Source organism: Marivirga tractuosa DSM 4126 (genome assembly GCF_000183425.1).
Classification (GTDB): Bacteria; Bacteroidota; Bacteroidia; order Cytophagales; family Cyclobacteriaceae; genus Marivirga; species Marivirga tractuosa.
This window is the reverse complement of sequence record NC_014759.1, coordinates 1,030,170-1,051,826: the sequence shown is the minus strand read 5'-3', so window position 1 is coordinate 1,051,826 and position 21,657 is coordinate 1,030,170. Positions and strand designations below refer to the sequence as shown.

23 protein-coding genes are annotated in these 21,657 nt (G+C 35.3%); 13 read left to right on the top strand and 10 right to left on the bottom strand.

Annotated elements, in window-relative coordinates; all coding sequences use genetic code 11:
- Positions 1 to 8 precede the first annotated feature (8 nt).
- Together FTRAC_RS04285 and aroQ are read right to left on the bottom strand one after the other, a co-directional pair.
- Positions 9 to 383, bottom strand: a complete 375-nt coding sequence (locus tag FTRAC_RS04285) for a methylglyoxal synthase (protein ID WP_013453004.1) — start codon at positions 381 to 383, stop codon at positions 9 to 11.
- Positions 380 to 814, bottom strand: a complete 435-nt coding sequence (gene aroQ / locus FTRAC_RS04280) for a type II 3-dehydroquinate dehydratase (RefSeq protein WP_013453003.1) — start codon at positions 812 to 814, stop codon at positions 380 to 382. The genes FTRAC_RS04285 and aroQ overlap by 4 nt, the downstream gene beginning before the upstream one ends.
- Positions 815 to 825: 11 nt before the next feature.
- Between aroQ and xerD the strand changes: the two genes are divergently transcribed.
- Positions 826 to 1,725 carry a site-specific tyrosine recombinase XerD gene (gene xerD, locus FTRAC_RS04275; protein WP_013453002.1) on the top strand — a complete coding sequence of 300 codons (900 nt, stop codon included), beginning with the start codon at positions 826 to 828 and terminating at the stop codon, positions 1,723 to 1,725.
- Between the two features lie 203 nt (positions 1,726 to 1,928).
- A complete protein-coding gene (gene arsC / locus FTRAC_RS04270; RefSeq protein ID WP_013453001.1) occupies positions 1,929 to 2,267 on the top strand; it encodes an arsenate reductase (glutaredoxin) in 339 nt (112 codons plus the stop codon).
- 52 nt (positions 2,268 to 2,319) lie between these two features.
- Here the strand turns inward: arsC and msrA are convergent, their stop codons facing one another.
- The 3 genes from msrA to FTRAC_RS04255 all read right to left on the bottom strand — a co-directional run bounded on the left by msrA (position 2,320) and on the right by FTRAC_RS04255 (position 5,090).
- Positions 2,320 to 2,958: a peptide-methionine (S)-S-oxide reductase MsrA gene (gene msrA, locus FTRAC_RS04265; RefSeq protein WP_013453000.1), complete on the bottom strand. Its 639-nt coding sequence runs from the start codon at positions 2,956 to 2,958 to the stop codon at positions 2,320 to 2,322.
- A 77-nt stretch (positions 2,959 to 3,035) separates the two neighbouring features.
- The gene (locus tag FTRAC_RS04260; protein WP_013452999.1) at positions 3,036 to 3,482 is read right to left on the bottom strand and encodes an acyl-CoA thioesterase; all 447 of its coding nucleotides are present in this window, start codon (positions 3,480 to 3,482) and stop codon (positions 3,036 to 3,038) included.
- Between the two features lie 483 nt (positions 3,483 to 3,965).
- A complete protein-coding gene (locus FTRAC_RS04255; protein WP_013452998.1) occupies positions 3,966 to 5,090 on the bottom strand; it encodes a Gfo/Idh/MocA family protein in 1,125 nt (374 codons plus the stop codon).
- A 221-nt stretch (positions 5,091 to 5,311) separates the two neighbouring features.
- Between FTRAC_RS04255 and FTRAC_RS04250 the strand changes: the two genes are divergently transcribed.
- The 10 genes from FTRAC_RS04250 (at position 5,312) to FTRAC_RS04205 (ending at position 14,200) form a co-directional block, all read left to right on the top strand.
- Positions 5,312 to 5,896, top strand: a complete 585-nt coding sequence (locus FTRAC_RS04250) for a gluconate 2-dehydrogenase subunit 3 family protein (RefSeq protein WP_013452997.1) — start codon at positions 5,312 to 5,314, stop codon at positions 5,894 to 5,896.
- Positions 5,897 to 5,898: 2 nt separating this feature from the next.
- Positions 5,899 to 7,587 carry a GMC oxidoreductase gene (locus tag FTRAC_RS04245; RefSeq protein WP_013452996.1) on the top strand — a complete coding sequence of 563 codons (1,689 nt, stop codon included), beginning with the start codon at positions 5,899 to 5,901 and terminating at the stop codon, positions 7,585 to 7,587.
- A 6-nt stretch (positions 7,588 to 7,593) separates the two neighbouring features.
- Positions 7,594 to 7,983, top strand: coding sequence for a DUF2721 domain-containing protein (locus tag FTRAC_RS04240; protein ID WP_013452995.1), 390 nt, complete (start codon positions 7,594 to 7,596; stop codon positions 7,981 to 7,983).
- Positions 7,984 to 8,059: 76 nt separating this feature from the next.
- Positions 8,060 to 8,299: a hypothetical protein gene (locus tag FTRAC_RS04235; RefSeq protein ID WP_013452994.1), complete on the top strand. Its 240-nt coding sequence runs from the start codon at positions 8,060 to 8,062 to the stop codon at positions 8,297 to 8,299.
- Positions 8,299 to 8,562 carry a type II toxin-antitoxin system RelE/ParE family toxin gene (locus FTRAC_RS04230; protein WP_013452993.1) on the top strand — a complete coding sequence of 88 codons (264 nt, stop codon included), beginning with the start codon at positions 8,299 to 8,301 and terminating at the stop codon, positions 8,560 to 8,562. Before FTRAC_RS04235 ends, FTRAC_RS04230 begins: the two co-directional genes overlap by 1 nt.
- Positions 8,563 to 8,740: 178 nt before the next feature.
- Positions 8,741 to 9,814 (top strand): oxygenase MpaB family protein, encoded by a 1,074-nt coding sequence (locus FTRAC_RS19160; protein WP_013452992.1) that lies wholly within the window; start codon positions 8,741 to 8,743, stop codon positions 9,812 to 9,814.
- 185 nt (positions 9,815 to 9,999) lie between these two features.
- Complete coding sequence (locus FTRAC_RS04220; protein ID WP_013452991.1) at positions 10,000 to 10,332, top strand: DUF6970 domain-containing protein; 333 nt, start codon at positions 10,000 to 10,002, stop codon at positions 10,330 to 10,332.
- 142 nt (positions 10,333 to 10,474) lie between these two features.
- Complete coding sequence (locus FTRAC_RS04215) at positions 10,475 to 12,739, top strand: ATP-dependent helicase (protein ID WP_013452990.1); 2,265 nt, start codon at positions 10,475 to 10,477, stop codon at positions 12,737 to 12,739.
- A gap of 166 nt (positions 12,740 to 12,905) precedes the next feature.
- Positions 12,906 to 13,412 carry a hypothetical protein gene (locus tag FTRAC_RS04210; protein ID WP_013452989.1) on the top strand — a complete coding sequence of 169 codons (507 nt, stop codon included), beginning with the start codon at positions 12,906 to 12,908 and terminating at the stop codon, positions 13,410 to 13,412.
- Positions 13,413 to 13,699: 287 nt separating this feature from the next.
- Positions 13,700 to 14,200 carry a hypothetical protein gene (locus tag FTRAC_RS04205; RefSeq protein WP_013452988.1) on the top strand — a complete coding sequence of 167 codons (501 nt, stop codon included), beginning with the start codon at positions 13,700 to 13,702 and terminating at the stop codon, positions 14,198 to 14,200.
- A gap of 119 nt (positions 14,201 to 14,319) precedes the next feature.
- On the opposite strand, the gene FTRAC_RS04200 is transcribed toward FTRAC_RS04205, so the two are convergent.
- From FTRAC_RS04200 to FTRAC_RS04180, 5 genes are read right to left on the bottom strand one after another with little or no spacing between them, the layout of a single operon-like run.
- Positions 14,320 to 15,882 carry an NFACT RNA binding domain-containing protein gene (locus FTRAC_RS04200; RefSeq protein ID WP_013452987.1) on the bottom strand — a complete coding sequence of 521 codons (1,563 nt, stop codon included), beginning with the start codon at positions 15,880 to 15,882 and terminating at the stop codon, positions 14,320 to 14,322.
- 1 nt (position 15,883) lies between these two features.
- Positions 15,884 to 16,645, bottom strand: a complete 762-nt coding sequence (locus FTRAC_RS04195) for an MBL fold metallo-hydrolase (RefSeq protein WP_013452986.1) — start codon at positions 16,643 to 16,645, stop codon at positions 15,884 to 15,886.
- Positions 16,642 to 16,917 carry a hypothetical protein gene (locus tag FTRAC_RS04190; protein ID WP_013452985.1) on the bottom strand — a complete coding sequence of 92 codons (276 nt, stop codon included), beginning with the start codon at positions 16,915 to 16,917 and terminating at the stop codon, positions 16,642 to 16,644. The genes FTRAC_RS04195 and FTRAC_RS04190 overlap by 4 nt, the downstream gene beginning before the upstream one ends.
- 1 nt (position 16,918) lies before the next feature.
- Positions 16,919 to 17,296 carry a response regulator gene (locus tag FTRAC_RS04185; RefSeq protein ID WP_013452984.1) on the bottom strand — a complete coding sequence of 126 codons (378 nt, stop codon included), beginning with the start codon at positions 17,294 to 17,296 and terminating at the stop codon, positions 16,919 to 16,921.
- A 1-nt stretch (position 17,297) separates the two neighbouring features.
- Positions 17,298 to 20,576, bottom strand: coding sequence for a PAS domain S-box protein (locus FTRAC_RS04180; protein ID WP_013452983.1), 3,279 nt, complete (start codon positions 20,574 to 20,576; stop codon positions 17,298 to 17,300).
- 55 nt (positions 20,577 to 20,631) lie between these two features.
- Here FTRAC_RS04180 and miaA point away from each other — a divergent pair, with 55 nt between their 5' ends.
- Positions 20,632 to 21,546: a tRNA (adenosine(37)-N6)-dimethylallyltransferase MiaA gene (miaA, locus tag FTRAC_RS04175; RefSeq protein ID WP_013452982.1), complete on the top strand. Its 915-nt coding sequence runs from the start codon at positions 20,632 to 20,634 to the stop codon at positions 21,544 to 21,546.
- Positions 21,547 to 21,657 lie beyond the last annotated feature (111 nt).

Here is a 21,657-nt window from a genome sequence, read left to right as displayed (position 1 = left end):
ATAATATTTTATTCCATTTGTTTGCTCCAAAAAGCATCAATAAGTAGTTGAGCCGTAGCAGGATTAGTAGCAATTGGAATATTATGGACATCGCAAATCCTCATCAACATTTGCACATCGGGTTCGTGAGGATGTTTGCCAAGCGGATCTCTGAAAAAGAGCACCATTTCTAATTTCTTCTCAGCGGAAAGTGCTGCAATTTGTGCATCACCACCTATTGGGCCAGAAAGCAATTTTTCTACATTTAAGCCTGTATTTTCCACATATTTACCCGTAGTTCCAGTCGCCACTAAAGAAATTTCCTTAAGCTTATCTTTGTTTTTATTGAGGAAGGAAACCATTTCAGGTTTTTTTCCATCGTGAGCTATTATTGCTATCTTCATTTATTTGTTGATTTAAAATATTCCAAACCTAACTGGTAGCCTTTCAACCCTAACCCTGAAATCATGCCGACACATTTTGAAGATATAATGCTTTTGTGTCTGAATTCTTCTCTTTTATAGATATTGGAAATATGGATTTCCACTACAGGAACTGTTATGGCACCTATAGCATCATGAATGGCAACAGAAGTGTGCGTATAAGCAGCAGCATTCAATAAAATTCCATCAACTTCTCCTTCCGCTTGTTGTATTTTGCTTACTAATTTACCTTCAATATTGGATTGATAATATTCTAGTTGAAACTCAGGGTTTTTGTTTTGCAATTTCTTGAAAAATTCCTCGAAAGAATCCCCACCATATATTTCAGGTTCTCTTTTGCCCAAAAGATTTAAATTAGGTCCGTTTATGATGATGATTTTCCTTTTTTGCATTACTTTCGATTATGGCTTGGGATGTATTTTTAACTGAATATAAAAATTATTTACAATTAGAACGTTCATTGGCAGAAAATACGGTTGCCGCCTACGTTCATGATGTGATAAAGCTAAAACAGTTTTTGGATATCTCCAATCGAAATGTAGACCCTTTGCAAGTTTCTTCTACTGATTTACATAATTTTCTGGAATATGTAAATGAATTGGGCATGACAGTCCATACACAGGCTAGAGTGGTTTCGGGAATCAAAGGCTTTTATAAATATTTAGTTTTCGAAGATATCATCGAAGATAATCCAGCGGAACTGCTGGAGGCTCCCAAACTAGGAAGGAAATTACCAGATGTTTTGAGCTTTGATGAAATCGAACAAATAATCTCTTCCATCGATAGAAGTACAGCAAATGGCCAGCGAGATTTGACTATGCTGGAAGTTTTATATTCATCAGGTTTAAGGGTAACCGAATTAACCAGTCTCAAAATTTCCAATACTTATTTTGATCTAGGGTTTTTGAGAATAATCGGGAAGGGCAGCAAAGAAAGATTAGTTCCGATGGGAAAGTCTGCAGCCAAACAATTAAAAATTTACCTTACTGAGGTAAGAGTACATCAAAAGCCCAAACCTGAAGCCAGAGATATCGTCTTTTTGAATCGTTTTGGTGGAGCCATCAGTAGAATTTCAGTTTTCACCATGATTAAAAAGCAATGTGTTATGGCAGGAATTAGGAAAAATGTAAGTCCGCATACTTTCCGTCATTCTTTTGCCACACATTTAATTGAAGGAGGTGCTGATCTTAGAGCAGTGCAAGAAATGCTGGGGCATGAATCCATCACCACCACTGAGATTTATACGCATTTGGACAGGGATTATTTAAGTCAAACGCTAAAGGAATTTCACCCAAGAGCATAATTATTAGGGCTGTAATACAACATTTGTAAACAAATTCCGAAGAATAAGGAACATACTTTACTTAAAATTGAAAACTATGAAATCGACATTAAAAATTCAGGTTCGAATTTTACACAAACCGAAGATGAATTTTTAATCAAAGATTCCATCCCGATCTCTGGTACGGGACAAGTATTGACTCTTATAAATTAAAACATATACACATGAAACTATATCACAATCCCAGATGTGGAAAGAGCAGAGAGGCTTTGAAACTACTGCAAGAAAAAGGAATTGAGCCTGAAATTGTTGAATATTTGAAAAACATACCCACTCATGCTGAATTAGAAGATCTACTTCAGAAATTAGATATGAAAGCAGAAGATTTATTGCGCAAAAATGAAAAGGTTTTTAAAGAATTATATAAGGGGAAAGATTTATCAGATTCAAAATGGATTGAAGCTATGATAGCAGAACCCAAGATGATCGAAAGGCCTATTTTCATTAATGGCGATAAGGCAGTGGTAGGACGACCGCCTGAAAAAGTTTTAGACCTTATATAATTATGATTTTAGTCTAGATTCTAGCCTCTAGGTTCTAGAATCTAGACTTTTATCACTTCAATAAATCCTTAAACTCCTTCGCTACTTTATCAATTTTAGGCTTTGAAACATTCACGATATAACGATCATTAGGATTTTTCTTTTCATAATCCTGATGGTAATCTTCCGCTTCCCAAAATTTAGTGAAAGCAGTCAATTCAGTCACGATTTCATTATCAAATTTCGAAGCCAATTCATTCATTTTCTTCAAAGCTAAATTCTTTTCAGTGGAATTGCGGTAGAAAATGGCAGATCGGTATTGCTTTCCAACATCTGGTCCTTGTCTATTTAATTGAGTAGGATCATGAGCAACAAAAAATATTTCTAACAACGTTTCATAACTGATCACAGACGAATCATACAAAACCATCACGGCTTCCGCATGATTAGTTCTTCCATAACTCACCTCTTTGTAAGATGGATTTTTTTCTTCTCCCCCTGAATAACCAGAGATTGCTTCTCTAACGCCCTTTATTTGCTCAAATGATGCCTCAACGCACCAAAAACAACCACCAGCAAAATAAGCGGTGTCTAAGGCTGCGGTATTTTGTATAACATTAGTTTCAGTTGCTGTTTTATCAGATTTTTTATTTTCTGCAGCACATGCAAAGAATAATATGCTTAGGATTACAATTGCTGTATTTCTTATCATGATATTATGAATTTTTCTCAAACAACGACTTAAGGCCTTCTTTAGTTTTATTTTAAAGCCTATTTGTCAGCTGGCATCTATTTTACTTCTATGCTTCCTTCTTTTTCATAAGCCATTAGCTCATTTCTTAACCAATCAGGAATCTCGATGGTGGTTTTATTCTTGGTATCAAACATCACCTGTATAGAAGTTCCAACGGTATGAACTGTATTGTCCTCAGTGGTAATCATATATTCCAACACAAAGCTTTTCTTGCCCATTTCTTTGGTTCGCACCCAGCATTTGGTTTTAGCCATTCCGATTTTTAATTCTTGCAGATAGCTACAATTAATATTGGCGAGCAAAAACATATGTTTGTGCCAATCCCAGCTAGGGGATGCTTGCAGCATATATCTGCCTCGAGCTATTTCGAAATATTGAATGTAAATGGAATTATTAACATGTGCCAATGGATCTAAATCCGTCCACCGCACTTGAATATCTTCTGAAAATTTAAAATTATTCGGGTCTACTGTTGGTTTCATTATTATGATTTAATTAAAAAGCGAAATTACGATTTAAAATTTAGAGGAGGGTGAAATTGAATGGGAAATTGGATTGTATTCAATTCTTTAATTTTTGTAGATGACAGTACCCACCTTTCTCGGAATTAGCATATTCAGCTGAATAAGAGATTTTTTTTTCATTTATTGCTTGTTTTAATCCGTGCGTCATCCCTGCGAAGGCAGGGATCTGGTCTTGCTGAAACTTTGTTTCAGCAATTTTATAGATGGATTTTAAATTATTTTAGATTTAAACAACCAGTTTATTCGATATTTTAATCTGTGATTAAAATTAGAAGATCCCCGCCTTTGCGAGGATGACGCACAGAACACAAGTATGAGTTTAAATTAACTATATACTCATTTATTGAGTTTTTTAATATGATAGAATAGAATGTCATTCCAAAATAAAATGGAATCTCATAATATTATAGTTAATTTTAATCAATATAAAGTAATTGAATTTTACAATTCCACCCACTTCCTTTCATTAGAAGACTGAATCGCTTTCTCAATAAACAACATTCCTCTCACGCCATCTTCTATTCCCGCTTTCACAAAATCCTTTTTACTATTTTCATTTAAAATAGTGTCAAAAAAGCCTTCATATATCCTTTGAAAAGCTTCTGTGAAGTAAGGAGAATGCCCCGGAATATTGACTTCACTAGTTTCCCCAATTTCATGATCTAGTCCCTTAATTGACTCTTCCCTAAAATCTGGATATTTGATAGTGAGCAAATTGGGTTCGTTGTGATTCCATACTAATCCCGCTTTGCTACCGTAAATATTCAAGCTCAAATCCTGATTTTCTCCTGTGCAAATTTGGCTGGCAGATAAATAACCTTTGGCACCGTTTTCCATCTCTAATAAAACATTGGTGTCATCATCAATTTTCCGGCTTTCTACTAAAATAGAAACATCAGCCATAAGCGATTTTACTTGTAAACCGCTAACTGATTCTAGCAAGTTAAAAGCATGTGTTCCAATATCGGCAATAGTGCCGCCTTTCCCAGATTTTTTTGGGTCAGTACGCCAGCTAGCTTGTTTATGACCTTCTGATTCTATCAACTGAGACAACCAGCCCTGTGAATAATCAACTTTTACTTTTCTGATGGCTCCCAAATGTCCTGAATCTATGACCTCCTTTGCCTTTTCCAGTAGCGGGTAACCTCTGTATGTATAAGTCATGGCAAAATGTCCCTTTGACTCTGCTACTACCTTTTGGAATTGCAAAGCTTCACTATAATCAAAAGCCAAGGGTTTATCGCATATGACATGAAAGCCTGCTTCAAGTGCTAGTTTTGCAGCATCGAAATGCAAATGATTAGGAGTAACTATTGCAACAAAATCCATTTGATCCTTTTCATCTAATTGAGCTTCTTTCTCAACCATTTCGGCATAGCTTCCATAAATTCTGCTTTCATCCAGCCCAAGTTCTTTTCCTTTTTGCAAGGATTTTTCTTTGGATGAACTGAATGCACCACAAACCAATTCCGCCTTTCCAGATGTAGTGGCTGTAATTCTATGAATATCCCCAATCATGGAACCTGGTCCGCCTCCAATCATGCCCATTTTTAATATTTTGCTCATGGTATAATTTTGTATTTTTATGGTTAAATAGATGTAGGTCGGTGGCACACCGACAAAGGTAGTTTTGTTCTTCTGTCCCCATGATTGGCGGAACACCAACCCTAGGAAAATTCGAAGTACTAATTTCCCTTTTATAAAAACTTTCTTCTATTTAATTTCTTATTGCTTGAAACTAATCAATAACTTACTTATTATTAAATTTGATTAAGATAATTTAGGGAATGAACAGAAGAGAAGCGATTAAGAAAACAGGTTTAGCCTTAGGTTTTGCTGCTACTTCGCCATTGTTGATGCATTTAGTTCAATCATGTGATAGCAAGAAACCATTAGGCTGGAAGCCTCAGTTTTTTAATGAGAAGCAAGCATTACTAGTTGCGGCCTTAACCAATCAGATTTTGCCCAAGACAGATACTCCAGGAGCATTAGATGTTGGGGTTGATGTATTTGTTGATAAAATGGTGGCAGAAGTCTACAGCAAAAAAGAACAGAAGCAGTTTTTAAAGGGTCTTGAAGAACTTGAAAAAAACAGTGAAGCAAAAAATGGCAAGTTGTTTACAGATCTAGAAAGTAAAGAACAATATGATTTTTTATACGGATTGGAGAGCGAAATTCAGCACCTTTCTTTCGATTCAGCCCCTCAAGAAAAACCATTCTTTTTAATGCTTAAAGAGCTGGTACTTTTAGGTTATTTCACATCAGAAGAAATAATGACCAAGCATTTGGATTATCAACCTGTGCCTTCTCAATTAGTAGGTTGTGAACCCATGAAATTAGATCAAAAACTAAGAGTAGGAAATTATTTTTAAGAATGAGTAAAGAAAAAAATCAATATGACGCCATCGTAGTGGGATCAGGAATTTCAGGCGGATGGGCAGCAAAAGAATTGTGCGAGAAAGGATTGAAGACTTTAGTGCTGGAGCGAGGCAGAAATGTAGAGCATATCAAGGATTATCCTACCATGAATAAAGCTCCTTGGGAATTTGAACACAGGGGAAAAGAATCTCAGGAAGTGCAGGAAGAGTATTATGTTCAAAGTAAAACCTATGCTTTTGACGAAGGTTCCAAGCATTTTTGGGTAAATGACAAAGAAAACCCCTATACACATCCTGATAATAAAGAATTTCGCTGGTTACGGGGAAATCACGTAGGAGGACGGTCTTTAACTTGGGGACGACAAAGTTACCGATTAGCCCCTATGGATTTTGAAGCTAATGCAAAAGATGGAATTGCAGTTGACTGGCCCATTCGATACGAAGACTTAGCGCCTTGGTATGATAAAGTGGAGGAGTTTGTAGGGGTTTCGGGTAGAAATGAAGGCTACGCACAATTGCCAGATGGTAAATTCCAACCAGCCATGGATATGTATTGTGTGGAGGAAAAAGTAAAAGGAGCTATAGAGAAAAATTGGGATGACCGATTCATGACAATCGGTAGAACTGCCAATCTTACTCAAAACAAACATAATCGTACCAAATGTCAATACAGAAATTTATGTAGCAGAGGTTGTCCTTTTGGTGGTTATTTTAGCAGTCAGGCTTCTACTTTGCCAGCAGCTTCTGCTACTGGGAATATGACATTAAGGCCGCATTCAATAGTGGAATCGGTAATTTTAGATGAAAATACGAATAAAGCCAAGGGAGTTCGGATAATTGATGCCGAAACCAATGAATACCATGAGTATTATGCTAAAGTCATATTCTTATGTGCTTCTACCTTAGGTTCCACTTGGATAATGCTGAATTCTAAAAGCGACCGTTTTCCTGATGGATTAGGAAATACAAGCGGAACATTAGGAAAATATTTAATGGATCATCATTTTGAGGTTTATGTCAAAGCTGAATTTGATGATTTTAAGGATAAATATCATACCGGCTACAGACCAAATGGTATTTATGTTCCTCGTTTTCAAAATATAAAAACTCAACATCCTGATTTCATAAGAGGATATGGGTTTCAAGGAGGAGGAAATAGAGTAGGTTGGGGCTATGGAAACAGATTGGCAGGTTTCGGGGCAGAATTTAAAGATGCTTTAATGAAGCCTGGTCCTTGGGAAATGTCTTTTATGCCTTTTGGTGAGACTTTGCCTTATGAAGACAATCAGGTAACGCTAAATGAAAATGTTCGAGATAAATGGGGATTACCGACTTTGCATATCGATTGCGAATTCAAGGACAATGAAAAGCAAATGCGAAAAGACATGATGAAGACGGGAAAAGAAATGCTGGAAGTTGCTGGTGGTAAAAATATTGAAGCCGTGAACTTGCCTGCTGTTCCAGGTTTTGGCATCCATGAAATGGGAACTGCCAGAATGGGGAGAGATCCTAAAACCTCTATGTTAAATAAGCATAACCAATTGCATGAAGTACCTAATGTTTTTGTAACCGATGGCTCGGCTATGACTTCATCTGCTTGTCAGAATCCAAGTTTGACTTACATGGCATTAACCGCAAGAGCAGTTGATTTTGCGGTTTCAGAATTGAAAAAGATGAATTTGTAAGTTGAAATGGAAATTTCCCTAACCACACCAGCTTTACTTTTTCCTGCAATCTCATTGCTGCTTTTAGCTTATACGAATCGCTTTTTAGCTCTTGCTAATTTGATTAGAAGTTTACATGCTCGTTATATGACAGAAAAGGATGTGAAAATTAAAGCTCAGATTTCTAACTTAAAAAAGAGAGTTATTCTCATTCGTAATATGCAATTACTAGGGATTTCCTCTTTGTTCTTTTGTGTAGTGAGCATGTTTACCATTTACCAAGAATATCAAATGGCAGGAAGCATCATTTTCGGTTTTTCCTTAGTGTTGCTAATGATCTCCTTATTGCTTTCCATAATTGAAATCCAAATCAGTGTAAAAGCGCTTAATATACAGATGGGGGATATTGAGAAGTAGGTGTTTATTTAAATTAGGGAGTGTTTTTAATTTTCCGGAATTATTAAATTTATTTTTTTTAGTAAAAGGTTTTAAGATGGGAATAAAAGAGACAAAATTAGATTTAATGCAGAAGTTGATGACAGTAAATGATTCAAAACTTTTGAAAAAGGTTGAAAAATTACTTGAGGAAGAACTTATTGTAGGATATACAACTGAGGGTAAACCATTAACAATTTCTGAATACAATAAAAGACTTGAAATTCCAGAAGCTCAAATTAGTTCTGGTGAATTTATTTCTCAAGCTGATTTAGAAAAAGAGTCTGAAAATTGGTAATGAAGGAATTTGAAATAATTTGGTCAAATCAAGCAAAAAATTCCGTAAAAGAGATTTACGAATTTTTTAAAGAGAAACCTCTAGCTGTCGCAAAAAAAGCCATCTATTTTTCTAAACAATATCAGCCCGATGATATTAACCCAGAGTATAGAAGGATAATTGTAAGAGACTACAAGTTACTCTATAAAGAAAATAACAATAAGATAGTTACAATAGATATCATTAGTTCTAGACAGTCTCCTGAGATTTTTAAGAATATTTAGAATTTGCTTTAGTTGATTTTATTGAGTAATGAATACTAGCGAAGTTTTTTACAATTTAGACGAGTTAACTTGAACTTGCCTTAGCATGTCACTAAGAATTTATTAATAAGAATGAATTCCATTTAAAGTTTCTGTTAATTTATCAAATCATTTTCTCCAGTTCTTAGTTAAGCATAATGTGCAAACTCAAGCAATAAAATATCCCAACAAAGCGCTCGATATAGCTCGTAAAACAGCTGATGTTTTAGCAGATAAAACTGTAAAAGATTTATTTGATAGCGGATTTAATCCTTTGTCTAATACTGCTTACAATCAACTGGTATTTAACAATCAGCCTATTCCGAATCAATTTCCTGAAGGTTTAAAAAGCTACTTTGCAACCATCAAGAGCTATCAAATTGAAGACAAAGTTGCAGCAGAAGGATCTCAATTTTATGTTGAACACGCATCGGCCATCATGCTATGTCTGGGAATGCTTTCCTTACCCTATTGCTATGCTGCAGCGGAAGGAGCTAAAGTGTTGAGTTTTTCTAAAAGAATATATGAGCAGCCTGAGAAGCGATTAACGGAAACTGCGGAGTTCGTATTTGATGTTTGCAGTCCTGAAGCGTTTAAACCAGAAGGAAAGGGGTTTATTAGCATTGCCAAAGTCCGCTTAATGCATGCGGCAATTCGCTATCATTTATTGCATAGTGATAAGTGGAGTGATGAACAGGGAACTCCTGTCAATCAAGAAGACATGGCTGGTACAAATCTTTCCTTTTCTTTAATTGCTATTCGGGGTCTACGAAAGTTAGGCTATTCTATTTCTGCAAAGGAATCACAAGCTTATATCCGCTATTGGAATGGGATAGGGGCAATGTTAGGAGTAGAACAGGATTGGTTGCCAGATAGTAATGAAGAGGCTTTTATACTAGACAAGAAAATAAAGAGTCGAAATTTCACTTATTCGACAGAAGGCGCACTACTTGCGGTAAATTTGCAAAATTATATTAAGAGTCAACCTTTACCATTTTCGTTTCCTACCGAAACGATGATGTCGTATTTATTGGGGGAAGAAATCTGTGCTATGATCGGTTTACCTTATGACCGGTTAGAGGTAGATTTGATAAGCAACATCAAAAACTTGAATGCTGTTAGAAATGTATTTCCTACAAACCAAAAAAAGGAATTTAGGAATTTGAAGAAGCAGTTTGGCGAACGAAATTCTGGAGGTACACCGTTCAAGTTCTTGACTAGTCTTTCTCCATGAGCAGTAGTAATGATTTTGTAGTCGTTAATACTACAGAACAAAGCACAAGATAACTACAAAGAATTTCTGGAAGTAATTATTCTAAGGTAGCCGACATTAAAAAACACTTCTTAAAATTCAATTCTTTATTAATTCAATCTTACAATATCGAACTATCTCCAATCGTTTGAATCAAAATTGAATAAATGAAGAAGCTATCCATCCTGTTAATCTTGGTGACATTAACAATCGTATCTTGTAAAGAAGAAAAGCTAGAACCAAGCTGCTTGAATGACAAAAAAAGTGAACTGAAAGAGAGTTCGTGCGAAGATGGCGTTCAGATAAGCTTATATAAGTTTCAAGGGTCAAATGTGTATCTATTGGAAAAGGGTAGCTGCATTGCTGATGGCAGCATCGAAGTGATTGACTCAAAATGTAATCGACTGGGTTTTTTAGGAGGCTTGGCTGGCTCAGACGAAATTGATGGTGTGAAATTTTATGAAAATTCTAGCTTTGTAGAGGTTGTCTGGGAAAAGTAAAAGCATAATGATGATTTCCTGCAGTAGCTCCATTACTATCTCTACCAGCTGGTGAGCTTCCCAGCTAGTACCGACCAAAATATTTTCAATATTTCCCACCGCTTTTCGATGCTCCTTGGCAATTAGATTATAAATTTGCCCTATGGATTATTTAAGTCATTTGAATCCCCCGCAGAGAGAAGGAGTTGAGAATTTGGAAGGCCCTACCATGATCATTGCTGGTGCTGGTTCTGGGAAAACACGAGTACTGACCTACCGCATTGCTCACCTTATAACCGTTAAAAATGTTGATCCTTTTAGCATTTTGGCTTTGACCTTTACCAATAAAGCTGCTAAGGAAATGAGGGAAAGAATTGAAAAAATAGTGGGAACTGATGCCCGTAATTTATGGATGGGAACTTTCCACTCGGTTTTTGCCAGAATTCTACGAGCAGAAGCCGATAAATTAGGATATCCAAGCAATTTCACTATTTACGATACGGAAGATTCCAAATCTTTGATAAGGGCAATTGTTAGGGAAATGGGATTGGATGATAAAGTCTATAAGCAAAATGTAGTCTATAGCAGAATTTCAGGAGCCAAGAATAATCTGGTTTCCTGGCAGAATTACATGAACAATTCAGTTTATGTTTCCGAGGATGAGCAAGCCCAGAAACCTAAAATGGGAGCCATCTACAAAGAGTATGTGCAGCGGTGTTTCCGCTCAGGGGCAATGGATTTTGATGACTTACTATTCAATACCAATGTTTTATTTCGTGATCATCTGGATGTGCTGAATAAGTATCAACAGCGATTTAAATACGTGATGATAGATGAGTTTCAAGACACCAATATTTCTCAATATTTAATTACCAAACGTCTTTCTGCAGTAAATCAGAATATCTGTATAGTAGGAGATGATGCCCAGAGTATTTATGCCTTTCGTGGTGCCAACATTCAAAACATCTTGAATTTCGAAAAAGATTATCCTGATTTAAGGGTGATTAAATTAGAGCAAAATTATAGAAGTACTCAGAATATTGTAAACGCAGCTAATTCGGTTATCCTGAAAAATGCAGCCCAGCTTAAGAAAAAGGTCTGGACGCAAAATGATGATGGCGAGTTGGTGCATTTGATAAAATCTACTTCTGATAATGAAGAGGGAAGGCTAGTAGCTTCTTCTATTTTTGAAGACAAGAACAACAAAAAACTTGAGAATAAGGATTTTGCTATTCTCTATAGAACCAACAGCCAATCCCGTGCGATGGAGGAAGCTCTTAGAAAAAGCAATATTCCTTATCGAATCTACGGAGGTTTATCTTTTTACCAAAGAAAGGAAATCAAGGATTTACTAGCTTATCTACGATTTACCATCAACCATAATGATGAACAATCATTCAGAAGGATTATCAATTTACCCAAAAGAGGAATTGGAGCTTCTTCTGTAGATAAAATAGTGGTAGCGGCTTTTGAAAATGATTTGGGAATCTGGGACGTACTGCAAAAGAGCCAGAGAGTGCTCCCTAACCGAGCCGCCAATGCCGTTGATAATTTTGTCACTCTAATCAAAACCTTCAAAATTAGGCTAGAGAAAGCAGATGCTTATGATACGGCAGCTTTTATTGCTAAGCAAAGTGGTTTGCTAAAAGAGTTATATGATGATAAAACCATTGAAGGGCTGAATCGTTACGAGAACGTTCAGGAATTGCTCAACGCAATCAAGGAATTCGTGGATGACGAACAGCAAGAAGATAAATCCCTCGAAGCTTTCATTGCTGATGTGGCTTTATTGACCGATGCCGACAATGAAGATAAAGACAATAACGACCATGTAAACTTGATGACCATCCACTCTGCAAAGGGACTGGAATTTAAACATGTGTTTATAGTGGGAATGGAAGAGGATCTTTTTCCTTCGCAGATGATGTTGAATAGCCGTGCCGACTTGGAGGAGGAGAGAAGGTTGTTTTATGTGGCATTGACCAGAGCTATGGAAAAGGTGACTTTAAGCTATGCCTTAACCCGTTATCGTTTTGGAAGATTGAAAAACTGCGAGCCAAGCCGATTTATAGAGGAGATAGATCCTGCTTATATTAAAGTAGATCGGAAATTTAATCGGTCTGAACCTATGGGGGATTTGAATAATGGTAGTAGTAATAGTGTTTATGCTAAAAACTTAGTAGCTCAAAGGAAAACGGAAAGAAAAGCAGTTCCTCCAGGTAAGAAACTACATACTCCATCACCTGATTTTGCTCCTAGTGATACTCGTACTTTAGATACAGGAATGAAAGTAGAACATCCTAAATTTGGTTTTGGAGAGGTTAAGAAAATGGATGTTCAAGGGGCGAACAGAAAAGCAACCATTGAATTTGAGAATTTTGGTGAAAAGACACTGCTGTTAACTTTCGCTAAGTTGAGAATAATGTGAAGTTGATTTTTAAAACTTTGGAAAAGTTTATTCATGCTGTTCTGAGATAAGAAAATGAGAGAATGGAACACATCTACGTAAATCACCTAATTTCAATTTCCGTATTGCCCTCATGTTTAAAGGGCATATTCTTGTGACATTTGATTATAATTAAAAATCAAAAGTCATGAAAACGTATCCAAATATTCTGAAACCGGTTAAACAATATGCTCTAATTGCGATCATTGTTATGATCACTTTATTTGGTTTAACCTTGAAAGCAAATGCTCAAAGCACATTATTAGAAAATGATGTTGATAAAATCAATAATTCCATGGTGGTGCAATTGGCAAATTATGATTTTGATATACTCATTCCAAAAGTTAGTACAGAAGAATTAGCGTCAATTCAGGATGCTTCTTTCAATCAACTGGTTTATGTATCTGGTGAAAAAGCAGGCTATTATTTCTATATGGGAGCTAAATGGGAAGTGCAGAATGTGAGAGAAGTATTTGAGCTAATTGATGTTAATTTGACAATTCAAACGCCTAATGCAGAAAGTTTGATAATCATGGCAGATGGCGATGATTCTGAATCCCTGCTAGATTACAATCACCATGTAAAGCAGATTTATAAAGACTTTGCCTTTGATAAAAGCGATAATTCAATGGCAATCAATATTCTAAAAGACTAGTTCAAGTTGGAACGGTTATCAGTGATAGTTTTAGGCAATGCTAAACGCAGCATTGCCTTTTTTATTTTGAAGTAGTTACTATTCGATTTCCAATTATAACTGTGAGTCCCGTCCAAAACAACTTAGATGCGAAGAAGTCTAAAATCGGAGTTGTCTCATGAAATGACTATATCTTGAGCCAGAGGCATTACGTAAATCCCTTAATTAAAATTTCCGCATTGCCCTAATGTTTGGAGCCTGCTTAATTGAGACATTTGAATATAAATGAAAATCAAAATTCAATTGTTATGAAAACGTATCCAAATATTCTAAAGCCGGTTAAACAATATGTCCTAATTGGAATCATCGTTTTGATCACCCTATTTGGTTTAACCTTGAAAGCAAATGCGCAAAGTACATTACTAACTGATAATGTTGAAAAAATCAATAATGCCATCACTGTAAAGTTGGCAGATTATGATTATGATATTATCATTCCTAAAATAACTACTGAAGAATTGAATTCCATATCGGATGCTGTATTTAATCAACTGGTTTATGTTGCGGATGGTAAAACTGGATACTATTTTTATATGGGGGCTGAGTGGGAGTTACAAAAAATAAGAGAAGTATTTGAATTGATCGATAGTAATTTGCACCTTCAAAGACCTAGCGCTGAAAGTTTGATAATAATGACTGATATGGCCGATTCTAAGGTGCTTTTAGATTATAACCACCATGTCAAAAATATTTATCAGGATTTTGGTTTTGATGAAAAAGATCAAGCATTAGCAGTAAATTTATATTGATAGTTTTTATAGTGATAGGTTTTAATAGGTCGTTTAAGGCAATGTTTTCAATAGCATTGCCTTTTTTGCTGTTCAATATTTGAGTTTAAATACAGGATATGCCTGAAAAGGGTAAGGCACTATTGGCTTGTCCACCAAGCTTCTGGTTTCACTAAAATTGTATCTTCCTTATCAACATGCACCATGCCTGGTGGCAGTCCCTTGGGTTTACGAACGTATTTCTTAGGAGTAACAATTACTGGGCTTAAGCTATCTGATTTTCTTTTGGAATAAAAGGCTGCTGCCTGTGCGGCTTTTTCTACCACTTCTTGAGGGAAGGGCTTGCTGCTTTGCTGCTTCAGCACCACATGCGAGCCCGTAACATCTTTTGCATGCAACCATAAGTCATTTTTCTTAGCGAATTTTAACGTGAGTTCATCATTTTCTCGTGCTCCCTTTCCTACTAAAATTGTGAAACCAGCATATTCAAATTTTCTATAGGGTACTTTTAATTCTACCTGAGCTCTTTCTTTTACCGGGTTTTGTTTAATCAGTTTTTTTATTGCTTTAATATCTTCTGCAGCTTCTATTTCTCCTAATTTACTTTCTGCTTCTTGCAGCTCCTGCTCTTTTTGTTTGATGGATGCTTGTAATTGTTCTAATTCAATTTTCTGATTCTTTGATTTTCTGTAGAGGTTTTCAGCATTTTTTTGTGGACTCAAATGAGATTTTAGTGGGATTTTAATATTCTTATTTGTATAAAAATTGAATAGCTCTACTTCTTTGGCATGAGGTGGAATTTGATGCATATTCGCCATCAAAATGTTAGCAAGTTGATTATAGCCTGGTTTGTTTAATACATCTTCAAGCTTTTGGTTTGATTTTTTAATATAGTTTATAGCCTGGTTACGCTGCTTTTCCAATTGTTTTGAAAGTCGTTTCTTTTCCTTTCGTATGAAATTCTCTTTCGAATAGGTATAGAAAAATTGCGTAATACCTTCAATACAACTCTTTTCTTCTTTAATTACCTCACCTATTTTTACGAGAGAAAAATGAATTTCATCATTCCATAAGATGGTATAATAACCGTCAGGATTTTTTATTTCTGATTCAAGTAGTGAAACGATTTCCCATTGTTCCTCCAGCGACTTTTCTTGCAAATTTATACTTTGGAAATATTGCTTGATCAATTTGCCAAAGGTGGGAAAAAGCTTCTGATAGTTGCCGTCAAATGCAAAAAAAGCCTCTTTACTTTGATCGATTGGCCTGTCTAGTCCCTTCAATTCTAGCTCCATATCTTGTGGGAAGCTATTTCGGAATAACTCCATTGCGTTACCAGCCTGAAAACCAATAATATTGGATCGGTTTCCATGCATTTTGAAAAGTAATGACCAATCTTCTTCAAATTGAATGGCAAAGCAACGTTCATTTTCAAATTGCTGAATTCTATTTACTTTTTTGCCGATAAAATCAGTAAATAAATCAATGCTGTTACTTTTTGTTCTGGCAAATTGATTGGGAAAGCTGAGACAAGAAAATTCAGGTTTTAATGAAGCTTTAATATAAAAATCTTCTTGCCCTTGACTAAAACCTAAAATAAGTTCGTCTCGGCTTTGGCTAAAGCAAGCAAGTAGATCGCTTCCACTAATTTTATCTTCTAGTTCTGATGATAATTGTCGGAATACATAATAGTTATTATGCATCTCAAAGTTCTATTTGAAGTCCATCGTATGCTAATTCCATGCCTTCAGGCAATTCTTCCTCAATATTTCTATGCAAACCCATTCTATGCCCCATATGGATGAAGTATGCTTGTGGGATTTCTAATTCCTCCACCATAGCTATTGCTTGTTCCAGATTAAAATGGGAAAGATGTGATTTTTTCTGTAATGCACTTAATACTAATATCTTACTGCCTCTTATTTTTTCTTTCTCCTCCTCAGGAATATGATTTACATCGGTGATGTAAGTAAAGTCTTTTATTCGATAGCCAAAGACAGGGAGTTTATAATGCATTACATTAATAGGTAAGATGTCAATACCTTCAACTTGAAAGGGTTTGTTTTCTATTTCGTGAAGTTTGACTTTTGGAATTCCTGGATATTTATTGGCAGCAAATATGTAGGCGAATTCTCTCTGGATTTGCTCCAAGACTTGTTTTCTACCATAAACAGGCATGTCCATATCCTGCTTAAAGTTGTAAGATCGAACATCATCTAGTCCAGCTGTATGGTCCTTATGTTCATGGGTATAGACAACAGCATCTAGATTACTGACTCTTTCCCTTAGCATTTGTTCTCTGAAATCTGGGCCCGTATCAAAGACGATGCTTTTCCCTTCAATTTCAATATGGATGCTAGTTCTTGTTCTTTTATCCCGATAATCAAGAGAGCGACATACTTCACAATCGCATGCAATTACGGGAACTCCTTGCGATGTTCCTGTTCCTAGAAATGTTACCTTCAAAGTGCGAGTTCTGTTTGTTGCAGTTCTAAATAGAAATTTTTGTTTTTATCACTTAATGTTTTGCTATCCAGTTCAATATTTTTCAAGATGTCCACTAAGCAATTGATTTTTCCTTCAGTGTCAAAGAATTTATTGATGATGACTATTCTTTGATCTTTTAATACACAATAACCTGATTTAAAATTTCCTTTTTCGTATCGTAGGACGTAATCAGATTCAGCGAATACATCTTCTAATTTGCTGAGGAATGATTTTGTGTACTTTATCTGCATATTACTGTGTTAATTTCTTTACTGTTTCCACCAATTGATCGAAATTGAGTGGTTTTTGCAAATATTCATTGATACCAGCTTCTTTAAAATCTTCTATACTGTAATTTTTAGCATTTCCAGTGATTGCTATGATCGGAATAGCTGACTTTTCTTTGTCATCTAATGCCCTAATAGCTCTAGTACATTCCATACCATCCATTTTCGGCATATTGATGTCCATTAAGATTATATCGAATGATTCGGATTCCAAAGCCTTCAAAACTTGCTCTCCGTTTTTAGCTGAATGGATGCTGTAATTTTGCATCATTAAGATTTTCTTGGTAAGGTTTTGGATTACCGAGCTATCCTCTGCTATAAGTACTTTTTTTGTTTCTGCCATCTTACTTTAATATTGACTGATAATTATCTGTAAATTTATTAAAATTATCTAATAAATGGTTTAAGTCATTTATAAGCTTTTCGGTTTTTTCTTTCTTTAAATCGGCTTCTATTTTTTTCGCTTGTTCTTCTAACGAACGAATTCCAAGTGTACCAGCATTTCCTTTAAGAGTATGCAAATTACTTAATATTTTATCTATGTCCGAAGTCTTTTCAGCATTTATACTCTCCAATATCAAACTTTTCGCCTCAATTTCAAATTCTTCAAAGAATGATTTGATTGTGGGCTTGTCTGCGTATTTGCTAAGTTGATTAAGTGTTGATTGATCGATTAATTCTAATTTCGATCCATTGCTTTCTTTTGATTCTGGTTCTTGTTGATAAAAGTCGCTTGTTTCGAAAACAGGTAAATTTTGTTGGATGACTTCTAGCAATAGGCTGGAGACTATTGGTTTTGCTAAGTAGTCGTCCATTCCAAGATCTAAAAACCGTTGACGATCTTCTTTCATTGAGTATGCTGTCATGGCCACAATAGGGGGTATTTTCTTTGGGAGCTTTTTAATTTCCCGAGTGGCAGTAACACCATCCATTACCGGCATTTGTATATCCATAAAGATCAAATCATAATCATGATTCTTAACTTTTTCAATTGCTGCTGGCCCACTAAAGGCTAAATCTGTTTTGAATCCTGATTTCATTAAGATTTGACTGGCTACTTGTCGATTTATCGTATTGTCATCCACTATCAATATAAAAGGTGCGTTGTCGCTTTTAAAGTTGAGCTTTTGACTTTTAGATACTGTTTGCTTTTGACTCTTAAATGCTTCAATTTCTGCTTCGGAAGCTTGTTCTCCAACTAGAGTAAACCAGAAAACACTGCCCTCATCGGGTTCAGAACTGACACCAATTTGACCTCCCATCAAGCTACTCAATTGTTTTGAAATGGCAAGTCCTAGTCCTGTGCCACTAAAGGCTTTGGTACTGGAATTGTCTACTTGAGTGAATAATTTGAATAATTGCTGCTGATCATTTTCAGATATTCCAATTCCCGTATCTTCAACGGCAATTCTATAGAGATTGTCTTTAATTTCTTTCGAAATATGCAGGAGCACTTTACCCTCTTTCTCTGTAAATTTTAAGGCATTTGAGGTAAGGTTGGAGATGATTTGAATAATTCGGGTCTCATCAATTTTTAGATATTTAGGGATTTCACTATCAATTTTATAGCTTAAATCAATTGATTTTTGATTGGCTTGTTGACTGAATAAGTTTAATACTTTATCGAAAACGGATTTTACTTCCGTTATATGCGGCTGGATTTTCATTTTACCAGCTTCAATTTTGCTTAAATCTAAAATGTCATTTAGGATTGTTAATAAAGTTTCTGATGAACGCTTAATTGTGTGCACAAAATTCATTTGCTCCGGATTGAGCTGAGTTTGAGACAACAAATCCACCATGCCAATAACTCCATTCATAGGAGTTCGGATTTCATGACTCATATTAGCTAAAAATTGTTCTTTTACTTTCAAGGAATTCTCAGCCATGTTTTTTGCATGCAATAGTTCTCGGTTGGCTTGTTTTAATTTTGTGATATCGCGAGCAACACCCTCTATTGTGACTTCTCGGCTGTCTTTATCTCTAACTAAACGAACATTGCAAATACAATTCACTAGTCGTCCATCTCTGGTGATAAGAGTAGCTTCAAAATTTTGCACCTTTCTTCTCGATACCAGCTTTTTTAACAGATCCTTTGTTTTTTTGGTGTAGAGGTAATAGTTCGTAATATTATTCCCGGTAACCTCATCCTGTTCATACCCAATGTTCTCCTTTACTGAAGGACTAATAAGGATGATTTCGCCATCAAAACGACAATTGAAATAGATATCTTGAAAAGATTCAAATATATTCCGGAATTTCAACTCACTTTTTTGAATATTAAGGGCATTGATCTTTCTTTCTGTTATATCGTGGGCAATGCCTGAAAGACCCGTAATATCTCCACTTTCTGTATATATTGGATTCAAAAATATCTCTTTCCAAACTACCGACTTATCAAGAGGGTTTTCAAATTCTACTTCAAAATTTATAGCCTCACCATTTAGGCAACTTTCAAATTTATCCCCCCAAAAATTATAACTTCCTGAAGTAAATATTGATGTTATTAATTTACCTCTTAAATCAGTATTGACTTGTGGTTTGAAATTGAAATATTTTAAAAATTCATATTCAAAATTTTGATTAAAGGACGTCAGTTTATAATCTTTATTAATTGACCAGATAATGTGATTACTACTATTAAATATGGACTGAAGTCGGCCTGCCTGAGTACTGATTTTTTCTTCGATAAACTTCCTTTCAACTGACAATAACACCTGATTAGAAATAAAATTTAACAGTTTTAAATCCCTGTTATGAAAGGCATATTCATCTCTATAGCTTTGTACTCCAATTACACCAGGAGTTCCTTTTTCTGTCTGAAATGGAACACCTAGGAAAACCTTCGGAATTGTGCCATATTGATTGATTTTACCTTCCAATATCAAATCCATAATGTCTGACTCCTTTAGTAACATGGATTTTCTTTGGTGATATATGTATTCGCACAATCCTTTTTTGTATTCTACTGTTATGGATTTTGGGGAATCTTCCACAAACTCATCATGGATATATGGGAAGAATAGCTCTTGTTTTTCAAATTTGAATTGAGCAATGAAGAAGTTTTTGGCTTCCATTGCTTCTTTTAACTTTTCATGTATCCCTCTAAATAGACTGTCTAGATCTGTACTTTTAAGTGTCAAATTGGTTATTTCATAAAAGAGGTTTTGGGCTTTTTGGGCATGAATTTGGTGCGTGATATCTTGAAAATTTGCAACGATATTTTTATTGCTCATGCTGATTAACAAAATGCCTGTGACATGAATCTTATCGTTGTTTTTGGAACTTAAACGAACTTCCAGCAATTCCTGCGATTTATTCTTGACAACCTGATCGGTGACATTTTGAAATTTATGCCAATCTTCAGGAAAAATAATATCTCTAATAAAGATGTGCTTCAGGTCTTGGCTAGAATACCCTAATGCTTTGCGCCAATTTTTGTTAGTTTTTAGTATTTGCCCGTTAGCCGTATATTCCATGCTCAAATCTATCCCTTCTTCTGGAAATTTACTGTTTTCAAAATTTCTAGAATTTTTGAGCAAATATTTGTTCTGGTAGAGCGCAAGCCTCAATTTCTCTACCTCTTTAATAAGTTCTTCTTTATCGTAATTTTGTAACTCCAAAATATTTAAATTTACAGCTCAATTTAAGCTTTTAAGATTGAATTATATATCAAATTTGAGTAAAATATCTAAAACCATAGTGATTTTGGCAGGCCCAACTGCCGTAGGTAAAACCTCATTGTCCATTCAATTAGCAAAACGGTTTCAAACTGAAATAATTTCAGCTGACTCCCGACAATTCTATAAAGAAATGAAAATTGGGACTGCCAAGCCAACTAGTGCAGAGATGAATGGAGTTCCACATCATTTCATTAATTCCCATAGTATTGAGGATGAATACAATGTAGGTCAATTTGAGAAAGATGCTTTAAATCTTCTAGATGATTTATTTCAAAAGCACGATGTGGTTTTGGTTGTGGGCGGTTCTGGTCTGTACGTAAAAGCACTTTGCGAAGGAATTGATGACATGCCAAGTATTCCAGCTGATATTAGAAAAAACCTAAATGCTGAGTTTGAAAATAATGGAATTGAATATTTGCAGAAGCAAGTGTTTGAATCTGATCCAGAATATTTTCGAATTGTAGATAAGCAAAACCCTCAGCGACTTATTCGAGCAATGGAACTTTACCGATCCACAGGGAAAAATATGAGTTATTATAGAGCTCAAAAAAAGCAAGTTGAGCGTCCATTTAATATCATCAAGATAGGACTGGAGCGTCCCAGGGAAGAATTGTATGGTCGAATAAATTTGAGAATGGATCAGATGATTGCAGAAGGTCTATTCGAAGAAGCAGAAAATCTGCATCAGTACAAAGATTTGAATGCGCTGCAAACTGTTGGCTACTCTGAAATATTTGGATTTTTAGATGGTAAATATGATAGGGAAGAGGCAGTTCGCTTACTCAAAAGAAATAGTCGAAGATATGCCAAACGTCAAATGACTTGGTTTAAAAGAGATTCGGAATTCAGATGGTTTTCAGCTGAGGACAAAAGTAAAGTTATTGATTATTTAGAAAGTAAGATTGGCTGAGTTGACATGTTGGCAAGTTTACAAGTTGTCGTTTTTTAGGTGTAAACAATTTACCCGACAGTTTATTTGCATTTATTACGACCTTATTTCTTTTTTTATATTCTAGCTTCA

Excerpts from the sequence above, each read along its gene's own strand:
- msrA (WP_013453000.1), bottom strand. The coding sequence starts at position 2,958 with ATGATAAGAAATACAGCAATTGTAATCCTAAGCATATTATTCTTTGCA.
- FTRAC_RS04215 (WP_013452990.1), top strand. The coding sequence starts at position 10,475 with ATGGATTATTTAAGTCATTTGAATCCCCCGCAGAGAGAAGGAGTTGAG.
- FTRAC_RS04255 (WP_013452998.1), bottom strand. The coding sequence starts at position 5,090 with ATGAGCAAAATATTAAAAATGGGCATGATTGGAGGCGGACCAGGTTCC.
- FTRAC_RS04240 (WP_013452995.1), top strand. The coding sequence starts at position 7,594 with ATGGAAATTTCCCTAACCACACCAGCTTTACTTTTTCCTGCAATCTCA.
- FTRAC_RS04220 (WP_013452991.1), top strand. The coding sequence starts at position 10,000 with ATGAAGAAGCTATCCATCCTGTTAATCTTGGTGACATTAACAATCGTA.
- FTRAC_RS04230 (WP_013452993.1), top strand. The coding sequence starts at position 8,299 with ATGAAGGAATTTGAAATAATTTGGTCAAATCAAGCAAAAAATTCCGTA.
- aroQ (WP_013453003.1), bottom strand. The coding sequence starts at position 814 with ATGCAAAAAAGGAAAATCATCATCATAAACGGACCTAATTTAAATCTT.
- FTRAC_RS04205 (WP_013452988.1), top strand. The coding sequence starts at position 13,700 with ATGAAAACGTATCCAAATATTCTAAAGCCGGTTAAACAATATGTCCTA.
- xerD (WP_013453002.1), top strand. The coding sequence starts at position 826 with ATGGCTTGGGATGTATTTTTAACTGAATATAAAAATTATTTACAATTA.
- FTRAC_RS04235 (WP_013452994.1), top strand. The coding sequence starts at position 8,060 with ATGGGAATAAAAGAGACAAAATTAGATTTAATGCAGAAGTTGATGACA.
- FTRAC_RS04200 (WP_013452987.1), bottom strand. The coding sequence starts at position 15,882 with ATGCATAATAACTATTATGTATTCCGACAATTATCATCAGAACTAGAA.
- FTRAC_RS04260 (WP_013452999.1), bottom strand. The coding sequence starts at position 3,482 with ATGAAACCAACAGTAGACCCGAATAATTTTAAATTTTCAGAAGATATT.
- FTRAC_RS04210 (WP_013452989.1), top strand. The coding sequence starts at position 12,906 with ATGAAAACGTATCCAAATATTCTGAAACCGGTTAAACAATATGCTCTA.
- arsC (WP_013453001.1), top strand. The coding sequence starts at position 1,929 with ATGAAACTATATCACAATCCCAGATGTGGAAAGAGCAGAGAGGCTTTG.
- FTRAC_RS04285 (WP_013453004.1), bottom strand. The coding sequence starts at position 383 with ATGAAGATAGCAATAATAGCTCACGATGGAAAAAAACCTGAAATGGTT.
- FTRAC_RS04250 (WP_013452997.1), top strand. The coding sequence starts at position 5,312 with ATGAACAGAAGAGAAGCGATTAAGAAAACAGGTTTAGCCTTAGGTTTT.
- FTRAC_RS04245 (WP_013452996.1), top strand. The coding sequence starts at position 5,899 with ATGAGTAAAGAAAAAAATCAATATGACGCCATCGTAGTGGGATCAGGA.
- FTRAC_RS04190 (WP_013452985.1), bottom strand. The coding sequence starts at position 16,917 with ATGCAGATAAAGTACACAAAATCATTCCTCAGCAAATTAGAAGATGTA.
- FTRAC_RS04185 (WP_013452984.1), bottom strand. The coding sequence starts at position 17,296 with ATGGCAGAAACAAAAAAAGTACTTATAGCAGAGGATAGCTCGGTAATC.